Genomic DNA, 16,540 nt, shown 5'->3' on the forward strand with positions numbered 1-16,540 from the left:
CACCTGTGAACTGCATAGAACCCTAGCACCCATTGACATGGACTCTTGTTTCTTCTACGTTTCCGAAAACCTTTAAGTCCAGGAGCACAACATGAGACGAAGGCTGGCCGGGATCTCCCTCCTCGGTGTGTTAGCGCTCACAGCGGCGGCCTGCGGCAGCGGCGGCGGTGGTGGCGGGGGCAGCACGCCGTCGGCGGAGAGCCCCGTGACGATCACCATGTGGACCCGTGCGGCCACCCAGACGCAGAGCGAGCGGCTGGTCAAGGCCTACAACGACAGTCACAAGAACATCCAGGTCAAGCTCACCGTCATCCCGACCGACAACTACCAGCCGCGCATCGCCGCGGCGGCGGGCGCCAAGCAGCTGCCCGACGTTTTCGCGGCCGACGTCATCTTCGTCCCGAACTACACCTCCCAGGGCCTGTTCATGGACATCACGGACAGGGTCGCGAAGCTGCCGTTCAAGGACGGCCTGGCCCCCTCGCACATGAAGCTCGGCACGCTCGACGGGAAGATGTACACACTCCCGCACACGCTCGACCTGTCGGTCTGGTTCTGGAACAAGGATCTCTACCAGAAGGCCGGGCTCGACCCGGAGAAGGGGCCGAAGTCGCTGAAGGAGCTCGCCCAGCAGGCGACCACGATCCAGGAGAAGCTCGGCAAGGACGGCAAGGTCCACGGCACCTTCTTCGGCGGCAACTGCGGCGGCTGCTACGTCTTCACGTTCTGGCCCTCCGTCTGGGCCGCCGGCGGACAGGTCATGAACGCCGAGGGCACCCAGTCGCTCAACGACCAGCCCGCCATGACCGACGTGTTCAAGATCTGGCGCGAGCTGTACGAGAAGAAGGCCACCGGGCCGACCGCCAAGGAGGAGCAGGGCCCGACCTGGACCGGCTTCTTCCCCAAGGGTGAGATCGGCGTCATGCCGATGCCCTCCACCACGCTCGGCCTCATGCCCAAGGACATGAAGATCGGCGTCACCCCGATCGCCGGCCCCGACGGCGGCGAGTCGACGTTCGTGGGCGGCGACTCCGTCGGCATCTCCGCCACCTCCAAGAACCCCGACGCGGCCTGGGACTTCCTGTCCTGGACGGTCGGCGACGAGGCCCAGGTCGAGATCATGGCCAAGAACAAGGACGTGCTCGCGCGTACCGACCTGGCCAGCAACAAGTACTCCTCGGAGGACCCGCGCGTGGTGCTGATCAACTCGCTGGTGGCCAAGGGCCAGACGCCGTACGCGCTGCGCTTCGGCCAGACCTTCAACGACCCGCAGGGGCCGTGGCTGCGCCTGGCGCGCGAGGCCGTGTTCGGTGACGCCGCGAAGGTCCCCCAGCTCAACGCCGAGATCACGAAGTCACTGCAGCAATGACCTTGACGATGACGCGATCCGGGCGGAAGGCGGCCCACTCGGCGCCGTCCGCCCGGTGGCGGAGCAGGAAGGTCCAGGGCTGGCTCTACACGGCTCCGACGGCCGTCATCGTGGGCGTGCTCTTCATCGCGCCCCTCGTGCTGGTCGTCTGGATGTCGCTGAACCGCTGGCCCCTGCTGGGCCAGGCCACGTTCAACGCCCCCGACAACTACCTCAAGATCGCCGACAATCCGCTCTTCGTCGACGCGGTCCTCTTCACGCTGAAGTACACGGCCATCACGACCGTCCTGCTGTCGGCGGTGGCGCTCGGTCTCGCCCTGCTGGTGCAGGACCGCAAACCGGGCATCGCCTTCTTCAGGACCGCGTTCTTCCTGCCCGGCGCCGTGGGCTTCGCCGCCGCGGGCCTGCTGTTCTACGGGATGCTGAACAACGACTTCGGCCCCGTCGACCCGTTGCTCAGGGCGCTGCACATCACCAGCGAGCCGGTCAAGTGGATCGGCACGCCGAACATGGCGCTGTTCTCCACGATCACGCTGGTGCTGTGGCGCTTCGCCGGGTTCAACATGCTCATCCTGCTGACCGGCCTGCAGGCCATCCCGACCGAGGTGTACGAGGCCGCCAGGAGCGACGGCGCGAACCGCTGGCAGATCTTCACCAAGATCACCCTCCCGCTGCTGCGCCCGACGCTGGCGCTCATGCTGATCCTCAGCGTCACGGGTTCGCTGCTGGCCTTCGACCAGTTCTTCGTCTTCACCAACGGCGGCCCCGACAACAGCACGGTCTCGATGGTCATGGTCGTCTACCGTGACGCGTTCTTCCGCTTCGACCTCGGCGGCGCGGCGGCGCTCTCGGTCGTCCTGCTGGTCGCCCTCGTCGGGCTCAACACGCTGATGATGCGGAGGCTGCGATGAGCCGTTACCTCACGCTGTCCGCCCTGGCGGTGCTGTTCCTGTTCCCCCTGGTGTGGAGCGGCTACGCCTCCCTGGAGGAGCCGTCGAACTACCTGGAGATGGCCCGCTTCGGCGAGGGGCTCGGCACGTACGCGACCAACAGCGTGCTGGTGTCGGTGATGACGGTGGCGGGCACGCTGGTCGTCTCCGCGCTCGGCGGCTACGGCTTCGCCCGTTTCGACTTCCCCGGCAAGAACCTGCTGTTCCTGGCCACGCTGGCGATCCTCATGGTGCCGTACGCGACGATCCTGATCCCGCTCTACGTGCTGCTCGGCTACCTCGGCCTGCAGAACTCCCTGGTCGGGCTCTCGCTGGTGTTCGTCATGTTCCAGCTGCCGTTCGCGCTGTTCATGATGCGCAACGCGTTCGAGGCGCTGCCGCGCGAGTTGGAGGAGGCCGCGCTGGTGGACGGCTGCGGCACGTTCAGGGCGTTCGCCAGGATCCTGCTGCACGCCGTGCGGCCCGCGCTGATCACGGTGGGCCTGTTCGCGTTCCTCGCCTCGTGGAACGACTTCTTCGCCCCGCTCATCCTGCTCAACGACGGGTCCTCGTTCACCCTGCCGGTGGCCGTGGTCAGCATGACGCAGCAGACGTTCGGCGCGATCGACTACGGCATGCTCCAGTCCGGCGTCATGGTCATGGCCTTCCCCTGTCTCATCCTCTTCATCGTGCTGCAGCGCCACTACGTGCGCGGATTCATGTCAGGAGCTCTGCGTGGCTAACCCTGTCCTGCCCTCATCGGGCGCCCTGTCCCCCCTCGGCCTCGACGCGGTACGGCTGCTCCCCGGCTTCTGGGGCGACCGGGCCGCGCTCAACCGCGAGGTCACGATCGCCCACTGCCAGGAGTGGGAAGAGCGAGAAGGCTGGATCGGCAACTTCCGGGGCGAGCGCCCCCGCCGGGGGCGGGAGTTCAGCGACTCCGAGATCTACAAGTTGCTGGAGGCCATGGCCTGGGCCGACCACCCGGCGCTGCCCGAGCTGGCCGAGACCGTGGCGCAGGCCCAGGAGGGCGACGGCTACCTCAACACCCGCTGGTCCGGCAGCCGCTACAGCGACTTCGAGTGGGGCCACGAGCTCTACTGCTACGGGCACCTGATCCAGGCCGGGGTGGCCCGGCTGCGCATGCACGGCGAGGACCAGCTCACGCAGGTGGCCGTCAGGGCCGCCGACCACGTGTGCCGCCGGTTCATGGAGGGCACCCAGACCTGCGGCCACCCGGTGATCGAGATGGCCCTCGTCGAGCTCTACCGCGTGACCGGCACCGAGCGCTACCTGGAGATGGCCCGCCGCTTCGTCGAGCGCCGCGGCCTGCCCGCGCTCGCCGACATCCCCTTCGGCCGCGTCTACTACCAGGACGACATCCCGGTCAGGCAGGCCCAGGTGTTCCGCGGGCACGCGGTGCGCGCGCTCTATCTCGCCTCCGGCGTGGTGGACGTGGCGATCGAGACCGGCGACCAGGAGCTGCTGAAGGCGATCGAGTCCCAGTGGGAGCGCACGGTGGCCCGGCGTACCCACCTGACCGGCGGCATGGGCTCGAGGCATGCCGACGAGTCGTACGGCGAGGACTACGAGCTGCCGCCGGACCGGGCCTACAACGAGACCTGCGCGAGCATCGCCTCCGTCATGCTGGCGCACCGGCTGCTGCTGGCCACCGGTGACGCCCGCTACGCCGACCTCGCCGAGCGCACCCTGTACAACATGCTCGCCACGGGGGTGGCGCTGGACGGCAAGTCGTTCTTCTACGCCAACCCGCTGCAGGTCCGGGTGCCGGCGGTGCCGCTGGACGGGGTCAACCACGCGGCGGAGGGCGGGCTGCGCTCGCCCTGGTTCGACGTGTCCTGCTGCCCGAACAACATCGCCCGCACGCTGGCCTCGCTGCCCGCGTACGTGGCCACGACCACCGCGGACGGGATCCAGATCCACCACCACACGCCGTCGGAGCTCCGGCACGACGGCCTGGCGGTACGCGTGGAGACCGGCTACCCGTGGACCGGCTCGGTGAGCGTGCGGGTGCTGGAGGACGGCGAGGGCCGGATCGGGCTGCGCGTCCCCGCCTGGGCCAGGGAGGCCACGCTCGCCCGCGTCCCGGTGTCCTCGCCGGAGGCGCCGCTGGCGGAGAGCCCGGCGGTGCGCCCGGTCGACCCCGGCTACGCCTACGTCGAGGGGCCGTGGCGGGCCGGTGACGAGATCCGGCTGGAGCTGCCGATGGCGCCCAGGTGGACGTTCCCCGACCGGCGGATCGACGCGCTGCGGGGGAGCGCGGCGGTGGAGCGGGGGCCGCTCGTCTACTGCGCCGAGTCGGTGGCCGAGGAGCCGCCGCTGGGCGACGTGACCGCGCGGGTCCGGCCGCCCGTGGAGCACGAGGCGGACGGCGTGGTGGAGCTGGAGGTGGAGGCGTCGCTGGGGTCCGGCGAGGGCGGCGGCTGGCCGTACGCGCCCGCCTCCGACGGGCAGCAGGGCGGCGCGGACGTCAGGCTCCGGCTCGTGCCCTACCACCGGTGGGGCAATCGCGGCCCCGCGACCATGCGTGTCTGGCTACCGATCTAGGAGAGGCAAGTGCGTAAACCGTTGGTGTGCTTAGCTGTGTTAGCGCTCACAGCTTCGCTTGCCGCGTCACCCTCGTACGCCGCCCAGGACGACCTGGGGATGCCGGTGTTCACGGGCGCCGATCCGGTGCCCGCCGAGCCCGTGGCGTACCACCCCCGCAAGATGATGGAAGAGATCTACAAGAAGGAGAAGGGCGGCGACTCGTACTGGATCGACCGCATGCTGGCCCGCCCCGGCGACGATCCGGCGGGCCCGTGGTTGATGACGCGCGGGCGGGCGCTGTTCATGAAGGAGCACGATCCCTCGGTCATCGGCTTCGGTGGGTTCGTGGCGTATTGGGAGAGCATCGACAACCGCGGCGCGTACGAGGTCTCGCTGGGCTCCGAGCTCACCGAGGACGTCTCCAAGCGCCTGCAGATGCCCAGCCACTGGACCGGGCAGTACGGCGGGGACGGCCTGTCGGTCGGGGTCAAGAAGTTCATCACCCACGAGAACGTGGCCGTGACGACGCTGGAGATCACCAACACGGGCTCCGCGGCGCGCACCGTGCCGATCACCGTCACCTCGCCCTACACCAGGACGCCCGACGGCGACCGGGAGCTGACCGGGACCGTCTGGGCCAAGAACAAGCTGACCACGATCTTCCCCCGGCTCAGCGGTGACGGCCTGAAGGTCTCCGACGGCACGCTCAAGGGCTCGGTGACGGTCGCGCCGGGCAGGACCGTGCGGACCAAGGTGCAGCTGGGCTTCGTCACCGACGAGCTGCCCGGGTCGCGCGCCGAGTACGACGGCTACAAGGGCCGCTCGCCCGAGCAGGCGCTGCGGCGCCAGCTCCAGGACTACAACGCCTGGTGGGCCGAGAACCTGCCCTACATCGACGTGCCCGACGAGAACATCAAGAAGTTCGTGTACTACCGCTGGTGGCTCATGCGCTTCAACTTCCTCGACGCCGACATCCCCGGGAACGACTTCCAGTTCCCCACGTCGGTCGAGGGGGCGCTGGGCTACAACAACGCGATCGTGCTGACCGTGCCGATGTTCGTGCAGGACCTGAAGTACCTGCGGGACCCGATCTACTCGTACGGGCCGTGGGTGTCGGCGGGCGAGGTCTCGCGCAACTCCAAGTACACCGACAACCCGGGCGACCCCGAGAACTGGTCGAACAGCTACACGCAGTACATCTCGGCCGCGGCCCTGGAGAGCTACCAGCTCCACGGCGGCCAGCCGTCGATCCTGCGCAACCTCGCCCGCTACGCCGAGAAGGACGTGTACGGGCAGCTCGACGCCTACGACTCCAACAAGAACGGCGTCATCGAGTACGACTGGGAGGCCATGACCGGCAACGACGCCGACGCGGTGTCGTTCCACTACTACGACCGCGCCAACGAGCGGCTCGAAGGCGCGTACGTGTACGCCAACGCCATGGCGGCGGCGCAGGCGTACGAGCTGGCGGGCGACGCGACCAAGGCGGCCGAGATGCGCGGCGTGGCCGACAAGGTCAAGAACGGCATCCTCACGCTGCTCTGGGACGAGCAGAACAAGCTGTTCAAGCACCGCGACCTCCAGACGGGCAACCTGATCCCGTGGAAGGAGTCGAACAACTACATCCCGTACGCCACCGGGCTCGTGCCGACGGACGACCCGAAGTACCGGGAGGCGCTGCGCCTGTGGACCGACCCGGCGGAATATCCGATCTTCCCGGCGTACACCGCCAACCAGAAGGACAAGGCGGAGGCCGCGGAGGCGGGGAACCCCGGCTCCAACAACTTCTCGCAGATCAACTCCACCAGGAACTTCGCGCTGTTCTCCAAGGCGCTGCGGCAGTACAGCTCGCCGTACATCACCGCCGACCAGTACAAGCAGCTCCTGTACTGGAACGCCTGGTCGCAGTACGTCGGCGGCGACACCCGCTACCCCGACGCCAACGAGTTCTGGGCCGACTGGAACCCCTCGACCAAGACCATCGGCTACCGCTCCTGGATCCACCACACGATCCTGGGCAGCAGCAACTGGACCGTCATCGAGGACGCCATGGGCCTGCGCCCGCGCTCGGACGGCAAGGTCGAGCTCTGGCCGGTGGACATCGGCTGGGACCACTTCAGCGTCAACGGCGTCAACTACCGGGGCAGTGACCTGACCATCGTCTGGGACAAGCCGGGCGACGGCACCAGGCACTACGCCGGGGTGCCCGAGGGGTACTCGATCCTGATCGACGGCAAGCGCAAGGTCACCCTGTCGGGGCTGGCGCACGCCGTCTGGGACCCGGCGACGGGCAAGGTCGAGGGCGGTCAGGTGGTGTACGCCGAGAAGGCCGCCTCGATGAAGGCCCCCGCCCAGGTCGAGCTCAAGGGCGACCGCGTCGAGGACCTGTTCCAGAAGGCCGGCGTGGACCTGCGCTCCACCCGCCCGAACCTGGTCAAGTCGGCCACCGCCTCCCACGGCGACCCGGCCGGGGCGGTGGACGGCTTCACGATCAACGAGCCGTACTGGGGCAGCAAGGGCTCCGCCGAGCCCCAGGACTGGCTGGCGGTCGACCTCGGCTCGGCCCAGAAGGTCGACCAGGTCAAGCTGTACTTCTACAACGACCGCAAGGCGGGCGGCTACCGGGAGCCCGCCATGTACACCCTGCAGTACCAGGACGGAGACGCCTGGAAGGACGTGCCGGGCCTGGTCAGGAAGCCGGCCCACCCGCGGGCGAACCTCAACGTGGTCCGCTTCCCGACTGTCACGGCGCAGAAGCTGCGGGTCCTGGTGACCCACCAGCCCGGCTACGCGACGGGCCTGAAGGAGGTGCAGGCGTATCGGACGGGCGCCGACGCCGGATCGGTGGTCAACAAGGCGCCGTCCGTGGTGGTCGTGCCCGATCCCACGTTCAGCCGTCCGGGCCAGGCCAGGTTCGACGCGGTGGTCAAGGACGACGCGCTGCCGTCGGGCCGGCTCACGACCCAGTGGGCCAAGGTCGACGGGCCCGGCGAGACGTTCTTCACCAACCCGACCGGCACCGACACGGTCGTCTCGTTCTCCGAGCCGGGCGCGTACCGGCTGAGGCTCACCGCCACGGACGGCGCCAAGAGCGGCTCCACAACCGTCAACGTCACCGCGACGCCGCAGGCGGCGCAGGCGAACGTGGCGCCCAAGGCCACGCCCACGGCCTCCTACACCTCGCCGTGGGAGAAGGTCACCGCGGTCAACGACGGCATCGACCCGCCGCGCTCCAACGACGGCGCCAACCCGCGCTGGGGCACCTGGCCGCAGCAGGGCACGCAGTGGGTGCAGCTCGACTGGCCGGCGCCGGTGCGGGTGAACAAGAGCGACGTGTACTTCTTCGACGACGGCGGCGGCGTGCGCGTCCCCGCCTCGTGGAAGATCCAGTACTGGGACGGCGACTCGTTCGAGGACGTCACCGGCGTCGCCTCCTACCCGAAGGCGGTGGACGCCTACAACACGGTCGCGTTCGACACCGTGACGACCTCGAAGCTGCGCGTCCAGCTGGAGGCCGGCGGGGCGTCCGTCGGCCTGCTGGAGGCCAAGGTGTACGAGGTCCCGCCGGACTCCGTGCGCCCCGTGCACGTCCCCACCCTGGCCGGCGCGCTGCCGAAGCTGCCCGCCACCGTGGAGACCCTCTACGCGGACGGCACCCGCAGCTCGGCCGCCGTCACCTGGCAGCAGGTGACGGCCGACCAGGTCAAGACCGGCGGCACCAGCTTCACGGTCGCCGGCCTGGCCGAGGGCGTGCGCCAGCCCGCCCAGGCCACCGTGTACGTCCGTACGAGCTCGGCGGTGACGATCACCTCGATCGCCGAGGAGGCCGTCGCCACCCGGGCCGGGGTCGCTCCCTCGCTGCCCAGGACCGTCGTGGCGACGTACAACGACGGGTCGAAGGACAGCTCGGCCGAGGTCACCTGGGAGGCGATCAGCCCTGACAAGTACGCCCAGCCGGGCACGTTCACGGTGAGCGGGCAGGTGGCGGGCACGACCGTCGCCGCCAAGGCCACGGTCACCGTCGGATAGCACGCAAGCTCCCTGCCCTGGCTCAGCGGCATCGCGGGTCAGGGCAGGGCTCCGCTCTCGGCCGGGCCCCGCTCAGGGCAGGGCAGGGCTCCGCGATAACGTCCCGGAAACGCCGGACGGATTCATCCCGATTAAGGGGTCATAATCCTCTTCTACGGGAGGCGTGCCGGGGATCGGAGAGGCGGAGCGCGGGATGGCTGGGGGATTCGCCGAGGTCGCCGATGACGAGAAGCCGGCACGGGGGGTGAGAGTCGCCGCCGTGACCATGGCGGTGGCGTCGCCGGTGCTCACCGTGGTCGCGCTGCTGATCTGGGCCGGGCTGCCCGACGCGTGGACGCCTGAGCGGACCGTGTCCCCGCAGACGGCCGCCGCGCTGACGTTCCCCGCGGTCGGCGCGTTCCTCATCTTCCACCGCCCCCGCCTCAACCTGGCGTGGCTGATGTGCGCGGGCGGCCTCGCCGCCGCGATCAGCGACCTCGCGCAGGCGATGATGTTCCGCGCCGCCTCCGAGGGCGACCTCCTCCTCGCGGGCTACCTGCGCCTGCCGGGCCAGCTCGGCTGGGCGGTGTGCGGCGTGACGCTCACGATGGTGCTGCCGCTGTACTCGCCCGACGGCCGCCTGCCCGCGCCGCGCTGGCGGCTGGCCCTGGCGCTGGGCGTGGCCTCCATCACGGCCGACTTCCTGCGCGCCGTGTTCCGCGTGCCGCCGCCCCCGGAGGGCTACCCGTACCCCCAGGTCATCCCGAACCCGCTGCAGATCCCCGCGCTGGCCCCGTACACGGAGACGGTCTCGGCGATCGCCTGGACGGGCATCTACGTCTCCATGGCGCTGTCGGCGCTGTCGCTGGCGATGCGGCTGCGGCACGCGGACTCCGTCACCAGGCGGCAGATCGGCTGGCCGCTGCTGGCGTTCTCCGGCTACATCGTGTTCCTGGTCGTGGCCGCGTTCGTGCCCGGGTTCACGTGGATCGCGTTCGGCTGGGCGGCGCTCATCCCGGTCGCGATGGCGTTCTCGGTGATGCGCTACCGGCTCTACGGGATCGACACGGTGATCAGCCGGGCGTTCGTGGCCGCCGGGGTGGTGGCCGTGGTCAGCGCCGTCTACTTCGGCGCCGGCGCGCTGTCCGGCCTGCTGGTCTCCGGCTACGGCCAGGTGGCCGGGATCGCCGCCGCGCTGTTCGCGGGCGCGTTCTTCCAGCCGCTGCGGGGGGCGCTGCAGCGGGCCGTGGACCGGCTCCTGTACGGCGCCGTCGGCGACCCCGGCGTGCTGGCCGGGCGGCTGACCCAGGCGGTCCTGCGCGGCGACCCGGCCAAGGCGCTGACCTCGGTGGTGAGCGTGCTGCGCGACGGCCTGGCGGTCGAGGGCGTGGCCGTGGAGGTGGCCGACGGCGAGCCCCGCTACGTGGAGAACGGCCGGGTGGGCCCGGACGCCCGCGAGGTGCCGCTGGTCTGGCACGGGGAGCGGGTCGGCCGCCTGCTCGTCGGCCCGCCGGGCGCGCGCCGCTTCCCCGCCGCGCACAACGAGCGGGTGCTGGCCACGCTCACCCCGTACGCCGCGGACGTGGCCCACGCGGTGCGGATGGCGGCGGACCTGCAACGTTCCAGGGAACGCATCCTGACGACCAGGGAGGAGGAGCGCCGCCGCCTGCGCCGCGACCTGCACGACGGGCTCGGCCAGACGCTCTCCTCGATGGCGATGACCATCAACATGGCCAGGCTCAGCCTGAAGAACTCCCCGGAGGCCGCCGACGAGCTGCTGCGCGAGCTGCACACCGGCATGGGCGCGGTCACCGGGGACATCCGCGAGCTCGTGTACGGCCTGCGCCCGCCCGCGCTCGACGACCTCGGCCTGGTCCGCGCCATCCGTGACCTGGCCGGGCAGTCGTCGCCGCCGGCCGAGGTCGAGGTGCAGGGCGATCTCGGCGAGCTGCCCGCGGCCGTCGAGGTGGCGGTCTACCGGATCGTCCAGGAGGCGCTCACCAACGTCCGGCGGCACGCCCAGGCGTCCACCTGCCGGATCGTCCTGCAGCGGGAGCGGCCGGTGCTGCGCGTGCTGATCGCCGACGACGGCAAGGGGCTGCCCGAGAAGCACCGCGCGGGCGTGGGGCTGGGGTCGATGCGCGAGCGGGCGGCCGAACTGGGCGGGATCTGCGTGGTCGGCGGCGAACCCGGGGCCGGGACGCGGGTGGAGGTCATGCTGCCCCTCCTGACCGCGCCCCCGGACGAGCTGGAGGGCGTGCTCAGCCCTTCCTGAACGGCGCTTGAGCTGCGCTTTTGCGGGCAGGTTGCGCTTGAGTGGACAAATCTAGCCGCAGGGGAGGCGCGAGATGCGTTCATCCATCCCATTGGGCCGCATCGGGGGCGTGCGGGTGGGGCTCAACATCAGCGTGCTGGTGATCGTCGCGATCCTGGTGTTCGGGCTGGCCTTCGGACGTTTCCCCGTGGTCTTCCCCGGCTACCCGCGGGCCGCGTACCTGCTGGCCGGGCTGGTGGCGGCGGTGCTGTTCATGGCCTCGCTGCTCGCGCACGAGCTGGCGCACGCGATCATGGCCCGGCACGAGGGCGTCGAGGTGTCGCGGATCACGCTCTGGCTGCTGGGCGGGGTGGCCGAGCTGCGCGGCGAGCCGCGCTCGCCCGGCGCGGATCTGAAGATCGCCGTGGTGGGGCCCGCGACGAGCCTGCTCTGCGGAGTGGTGTTCGGCGCGCTGGCCCTGCTCGTGTCCGGAGCGACGCTGGTCGGAGGCATGTTCGCGTACCTGTCCGGGGTGAACGTGCTTCTCGCCGTGTTCAACCTGATCCCGGCCGCCCCGCTGGACGGCGGGCGGGTGCTGCGGGCGATCCTGTGGGCGCGGTGGCGTGACCGGTCGCGTGCGGCGATCGCCGCCGCCCGGGCCGGGCGCTGGTTCGGCTACGTGCTCATCGCGGTGGGCTTCCTGCAGGTGGTCGTCGGGCGCGGCTTCGACGGGCTGTGGCTGGCGCTGATCGGCCTCTTCCTGGTGAACGCCGCCAGCGCCGAGGAGCAGCAGACCCGGCTCGGCACCGCCCTGCACGGGGTCCGGGTCGCGGACGCGATGTCGGGGAACCCCGTGGTCGCCGCGCCGGACGAGACCGTGTCCGGGCTCGTCGACCGGGTCGTGATGCGGCACCGGCTGTCCACGTACCCGCTGGTCGCGCCGGACGGGACCTTCGCCGGCCTGGTGACGCTCAACCGGATCCGCCGGGTCGAGCCGGACCGGCGGGCGACGACCAGGCTCGCCGACATCGCCTGCCCGCCGGACGAGGTGCCGCAGGCTCAGCCTGAGGAGCCGCTGACCGAGCTGCTGGCCAGGATGGAGGGGGCCGCCGACGGGCGGGCGGTGGTGCTCGACCCGGCCGGGCGGCTGATCGGCCTGCTGACGCCCACCGACATCAGCCGGACGGTCCAGATGGCGGACCTGCGCTCGACCCTGTCGGGGCCTCGCGGCGCCGACCTCGCCCCGCCGTACCACGGCCACCATCGCGACGCTGCTTAGGGGGCTTTCGGGCGGCGGCTTGATGCGGCCTTTGACGGGTTTTGATACTTTCTTGATGGGTGTGCCGGGAAGTCTGGTCGGCGGTCCTGCCGTCGTTCCCGGAGTCGCCCTCTCATGCTCATCGAGGCCCCATGACCGTCACCGCCTGGGTGGCGGTGGCCGCCTTCCTCTTCGCTTACACGCTGATCGCCACCGAGAAGGTGCACCGGGTCGCGGCGGCGCTCGGCGGGGCTGGGGTCATGCTGCTGATCCACGCCACCGACGGGGGCGCGGCGTTCTTCGACGAGCACACCGGGATCGACTGGAACGTGATCTTCCTGCTGCTCGGCATGATGATCATCGTCGGCGTCCTGAAGCAGACCGGCATATTCGAATATCTGGCGATCTGGTCAGCCAAGCGGGCGCAGGGGCAGCCGTTCCGGCTCATGGCGCTGCTGATCGTGATCACCGCCTCCGCCTCCGCGCTGCTGGACAACGTCACCACCGTGCTGCTGATCGCCCCCGTGACGTTCCTGGTCTGCGAGCGGCTGGCGCTTCCCGTGGCGCCGTACCTGATCGCCGAGGCCATGGCGTCGAACATCGGCGGCGCGTCCACACTGGTCGGCGACCCGCCGAACATCATCATCGCCAGCCGCGGCGGCCTGACGTTCAACGACTTCCTCGTGCACATGGCGCCCCTGATCGTCGTGCTGGTGGTGGTGTTCGTCGGGCTGTGCCGGTGGTTGTTCAGGGCGTCGTTCAGCTACGATCCCGAGCGGGTCGCGGAGATCATGTCGTTGGACGAGCGGGAGGCCATCGCCGACCGGCGGCTGCTGTGGCAGTCGCTCGCCGTGCTGGCCCTGGTGATGGCCGCGTTCGTGCTGCATCCCGTGCTGCACTACGAGCCGTCGGTCGTGGCGCTGCTGGGCGCCGGGGTGCTGGTGGCGGCCACCAGGGTGACGACCGAGGAGGCCATCCGCGAGGTCGAGTGGCCGACGCTGGTGTTCTTCGCGGGGCTGTTCGTGATGGTGGGGGCCCTGGTGGAGACCGGGGTCATCGGCCAGATCTCGAAGGCCGCCTCCGAGGTCACCGACGGCCGGATCGGCCTGACCACGATGCTGCTGCTGTGGGTCTCGACCGGGCTGTCCGCCGTCGTGGACAACATCCCGTACGTCGCCACCATGAGCCCCATCGTGGCCGACCTCGTCCAGGCCAACGGGGGGAACGGGCCCGCCCAGGTGCTGTGGTGGGCGCTGGCCGTCGGGGCCGACCTGGGCGGCAACGCCACGGCCGTGGGGGCGGCGGCCAACGTCGTCGTCATCGGCATCGCCGCCCGCAACGGCACCCCGATCAGCTTCTGGCAGTTCACCAAGTACGGGCTGGTCGTGACGCTCGTGACCGTCGCGCTCTCGGTGCCCTACCTGTGGCTGCGCTACCTCACCTGACCGGCAGCACGTCCACGCCGCGCTCGTCGTCGCCGCGCGGCCCGAAGATGCGGCGCTCGCCCTCCTCGATGCGCACGTCGTTGATGCTCGCCTCCCGGCGCCGCATCAGCCCCGACTCGTCGAACTCCCACTGCTCGTTGCCGTAGCTGCGCCACCACTGCCCGGAGGCGTCGCGGCACTCGTACTGGAACCGGACCGCGATGCGGTCGCCCAGCACGCCCCACAGCTCCTTGCGCAGGGAGTAGTCCAGCTCCCGTTCCCATTTGCGGCGCAGGAAATCCCTGATCTCGTCGCGGCCGGTCACGAACTCGTCGCGGTTGCGCCACACCGAGTCCTCCGTGTACGCGAGCGCGACCCGGTCGGGGTCGCACGTGTTCCACGCGTCCTCGGCGGCCTGGACTTTGACGCGCGCGGTCTCCTCGGTGAACGGCGGGACGGGCGGGCGTGACATGGTCGCCTCCTCGGTACTGTCTCAGAGAGGCAGCAGCTTATCGAGCGTGATCGGCAGGTCCGTGACGCGCTTGCCCGTGGCGTGGCGCACCGCGTTCGCCACGGCCGCGCCCACGCCCGTGATGCTGACCTCGCCCACCCCGATCAGGCCCAGCGGCATCGTCGGGTCCGGCTCGTCCAGGCAGTGCACGTCGATGCGCGGGACGTCGGCGTGCACGGGCACGTGGTAGTCGGCCAGGCTCGCGTTGACGATCCGCCCGGTGCGCGGGTCGACCAGGGTCTCCTCCGACAGCGCCAGGCCGATGCCCATCACGATGCCCCCGCGCAGCTGGCTGGCCACCGTCTTCGCGTTGATCACGGTGCCGACGTCGAACACGCCCACCCAGCGCGAGACCCGTACCTCACCCGTGTCCCGATCCACCCGCACCTCGCAGAACTGCGCCCCCGACGCGGCCTTCACCCATCGGCTGCGCTCGCGCACGGTCTTCGCCATGAACCTCAGCATGCCGCCCCCGGCCGTGACCTCCAGGTGGTCGCGGCCCGCCCGGGTGAGGATCGCCGCATATGTCTCGCCGCTGGCACCCTGGAAGAGCCCGCCGTCGCGGGCCTCAGGAGCGCTCACACCGCGCAGCGGGGAGTCCGGCGACTTCCGCGCCAGGTCGAGCGCAGCCCGCCGCAGCTTGCGGCAGGCCTCCATCACACTCGCCGCCGCGCTCGCCGTCTGCCCGGAACCGCCCGCCATCGGGCCTTCGGGCAGCTCGGAGTCGCCGACCTCGACGCGTACCGACTCCAGCGGCACCCCCAGCTCGTCCGCGGCGATCTGCGCCTGCACGGTCGCCGCGCCCACGCCGATCTCGTGCAGGCCGCACCGCACCACGACCCCGCCGTCCGCGCCCAGCCGCACGGTGACGTTCGCCGGGAGCTGGAACGCCGGGTGGTACGCCGACGCCACCCCCATGCCGACCAGCCACCGCCCGTCGCGCATCGAGCCGGGCCGCGGATCGCGCTCGCGCCACCCGAACCGCTCCGCCCCCACCTCGTACGCCTCCCGCAACATGCGGTGCGTGAACCGCTTGCGGTCCATCGGGTTACGCGCCGGCTCGTTGCGCATCCGCAGCTCGACCGGGTCCATGCCCAGCTCGCAGGCCAGCTCGTCCACGGCCGATTCCAGGGCGAAGGTGCCGATGGACTCGCCCGGGGCCCGCATGAACGTGTTCGAGAGCAGGTCGAGCTGGACGAGGCTCTGGCGCAGGCGGATGTTCGGGGAGTCGTACAGGTGCCGGGAGGCCGAGGTGATCTGCTCGCCCCCGCCGCCGACCCGGCCCGTCCTGGCGACGCTGGTGTGGATCAGCGCGGTCAGCCGTCCGTCGGACTCCGCGCCCAGCGCGACCCGCTGGGTGCTCGGGGTCCGGCCGCCGACCGTGTGGTAGACGCCCGCCCGGGTGAGCACCAGCCGTACCGGGCGCTTGGTGGCCCGGGCGGCCAGCACGGCGAGCAGCGTGCCCGCCCACACCGAGCCCTTGCCCCCGAACCCGCCGCCCACGTAAGGGGACAGCACGCGGATGTTCCGCGGGGGAACGCCGAACCGCTGCGCGAGATGGCTGCGCAGCCACGTGATGCTCTGCGTGCCCTCGTGCAGGGTCAGGCGGTCGCCGTCCCACACGGCGGTCGTCGCGTGCGGCTCGATCGCGTTGTGGTTGTGCGGCGGCGTGGTGAAGCGCAGGTCCACCGAGACCGGCGCGGCCGCCAGCGCCGCCTCCGCGTCCCCCTTGTCCGCCGCCGCCGGCATCAGCGCGTTGCCCTTCTGCGGGGTGGCGTTCGGCACCTCGGCCGCGAAGTCCACCACGGCGGGCAGCTCCTCGTACGTGACCCGCACCAGGCCCGCCGCGTGCCGCGCCGCCTCGGGCGACTCGGCCACCACCACCGCCACGGGCTGGCCGTTCCAGTGCACCTCGTCCGTGGCCAGGTAGTTGACCGACGTCCCGATGACCATCGTGCTGAGGTTCAGCAGGCTCCGGGCGGGCGGGGGCTTCATGGCGGGGGCGTTCTCGTGGGTGAGGACCTCGATCACGCCCTTCGCCGCGCGTGCCGCGTCCGCGTCGATGGCGGTGATGCGGCCCCGGGCGATCGTGGAGTGGACGAGCGCGGCGTGGGCGAGGTCCGGGTACGGGTGCTCGGCCGCGAAACGGGCCTGGCCGGTGGTCTTGGCCCGGCCGTCGAGCCGGTCGACGGGACGGCCGACGTACTTGATGCTCATGCCGGCTCCCTCAGCGTCTG

At 70.8% G+C, this 16,540-nt stretch carries 10 protein-coding genes; 8 read left to right on the top strand and 2 right to left on the bottom strand.

What is annotated here, in order from left to right:
* The first annotated feature begins 91 nt into the window (after nucleotides 1-91).
* The 8 genes from ABZS69_RS26165 to ABZS69_RS26200 all read left to right on the top strand — a co-directional run bounded on the left by ABZS69_RS26165 (nucleotide 92) and on the right by ABZS69_RS26200 (nucleotide 13,813).
* A complete protein-coding gene (locus ABZS69_RS26165) occupies nucleotides 92-1,369 on the top strand; it encodes a sugar ABC transporter substrate-binding protein (RefSeq protein ID WP_355377097.1) in 1,278 nt (425 codons plus the stop codon).
* Nucleotides 1,370-1,377: 8 nt separating this feature from the next.
* On the top strand, nucleotides 1,378-2,280 hold the full coding sequence (locus ABZS69_RS26170; RefSeq protein WP_355377098.1) for a sugar ABC transporter permease: 903 nt from the start codon (nucleotides 1,378-1,380) through the stop codon (nucleotides 2,278-2,280).
* Nucleotides 2,277-3,041 carry a carbohydrate ABC transporter permease gene (locus ABZS69_RS26175; protein WP_355377099.1) on the top strand — a complete coding sequence of 255 codons (765 nt, stop codon included), beginning with the start codon at nucleotides 2,277-2,279 and terminating at the stop codon, nucleotides 3,039-3,041. Before ABZS69_RS26170 ends, ABZS69_RS26175 begins: the two co-directional genes overlap by 4 nt.
* Nucleotides 3,034-4,866: a beta-L-arabinofuranosidase domain-containing protein gene (locus ABZS69_RS26180; RefSeq protein WP_355377101.1), complete on the top strand. Its 1,833-nt coding sequence runs from the start codon at nucleotides 3,034-3,036 to the stop codon at nucleotides 4,864-4,866. The genes ABZS69_RS26175 and ABZS69_RS26180 overlap by 8 nt, the downstream gene beginning before the upstream one ends.
* Nucleotides 4,867-4,902: 36 nt before the next feature.
* Nucleotides 4,903-8,877 carry an Ig-like domain-containing protein gene (locus ABZS69_RS26185; RefSeq protein WP_355377103.1) on the top strand — a complete coding sequence of 1,325 codons (3,975 nt, stop codon included), beginning with the start codon at nucleotides 4,903-4,905 and terminating at the stop codon, nucleotides 8,875-8,877.
* Between the two features lie 193 nt (nucleotides 8,878-9,070).
* Entirely contained in the window at nucleotides 9,071-11,131 is a 2,061-nt protein-coding gene (locus tag ABZS69_RS26190) for a sensor histidine kinase (RefSeq protein WP_355377105.1), read from the top strand.
* A 73-nt stretch (nucleotides 11,132-11,204) separates the two neighbouring features.
* Complete coding sequence (locus tag ABZS69_RS26195; RefSeq protein WP_355377107.1) at nucleotides 11,205-12,389, top strand: site-2 protease family protein; 1,185 nt, start codon at nucleotides 11,205-11,207, stop codon at nucleotides 12,387-12,389.
* A 131-nt stretch (nucleotides 12,390-12,520) separates the two neighbouring features.
* On the top strand, nucleotides 12,521-13,813 hold the full coding sequence (locus tag ABZS69_RS26200; RefSeq protein ID WP_355377109.1) for an ArsB/NhaD family transporter: 1,293 nt from the start codon (nucleotides 12,521-12,523) through the stop codon (nucleotides 13,811-13,813).
* Here the strand turns inward: ABZS69_RS26200 and ABZS69_RS26205 are convergent.
* Together ABZS69_RS26205 and ABZS69_RS26210 are read right to left on the bottom strand one after the other, a co-directional pair.
* Nucleotides 13,806-14,264, bottom strand: a complete 459-nt coding sequence (locus tag ABZS69_RS26205; RefSeq protein ID WP_355377110.1) for a nuclear transport factor 2 family protein — start codon at nucleotides 14,262-14,264, stop codon at nucleotides 13,806-13,808. The two genes, ABZS69_RS26200 and ABZS69_RS26205, sit on opposite strands and share 8 nt — an antisense overlap.
* A gap of 21 nt (nucleotides 14,265-14,285) precedes the next feature.
* Nucleotides 14,286-16,520, bottom strand: coding sequence for a xanthine dehydrogenase family protein molybdopterin-binding subunit (locus ABZS69_RS26210; RefSeq protein ID WP_355377112.1), 2,235 nt, complete (start codon nucleotides 16,518-16,520; stop codon nucleotides 14,286-14,288).
* Nucleotides 16,521-16,540: the final 20 nt, after the last annotated feature.

Source organism: Nonomuraea sp. NPDC005650 (genome assembly GCF_040605375.1).
Classification (GTDB): Bacteria; Actinomycetota; Actinomycetes; order Streptosporangiales; family Streptosporangiaceae; genus Nonomuraea.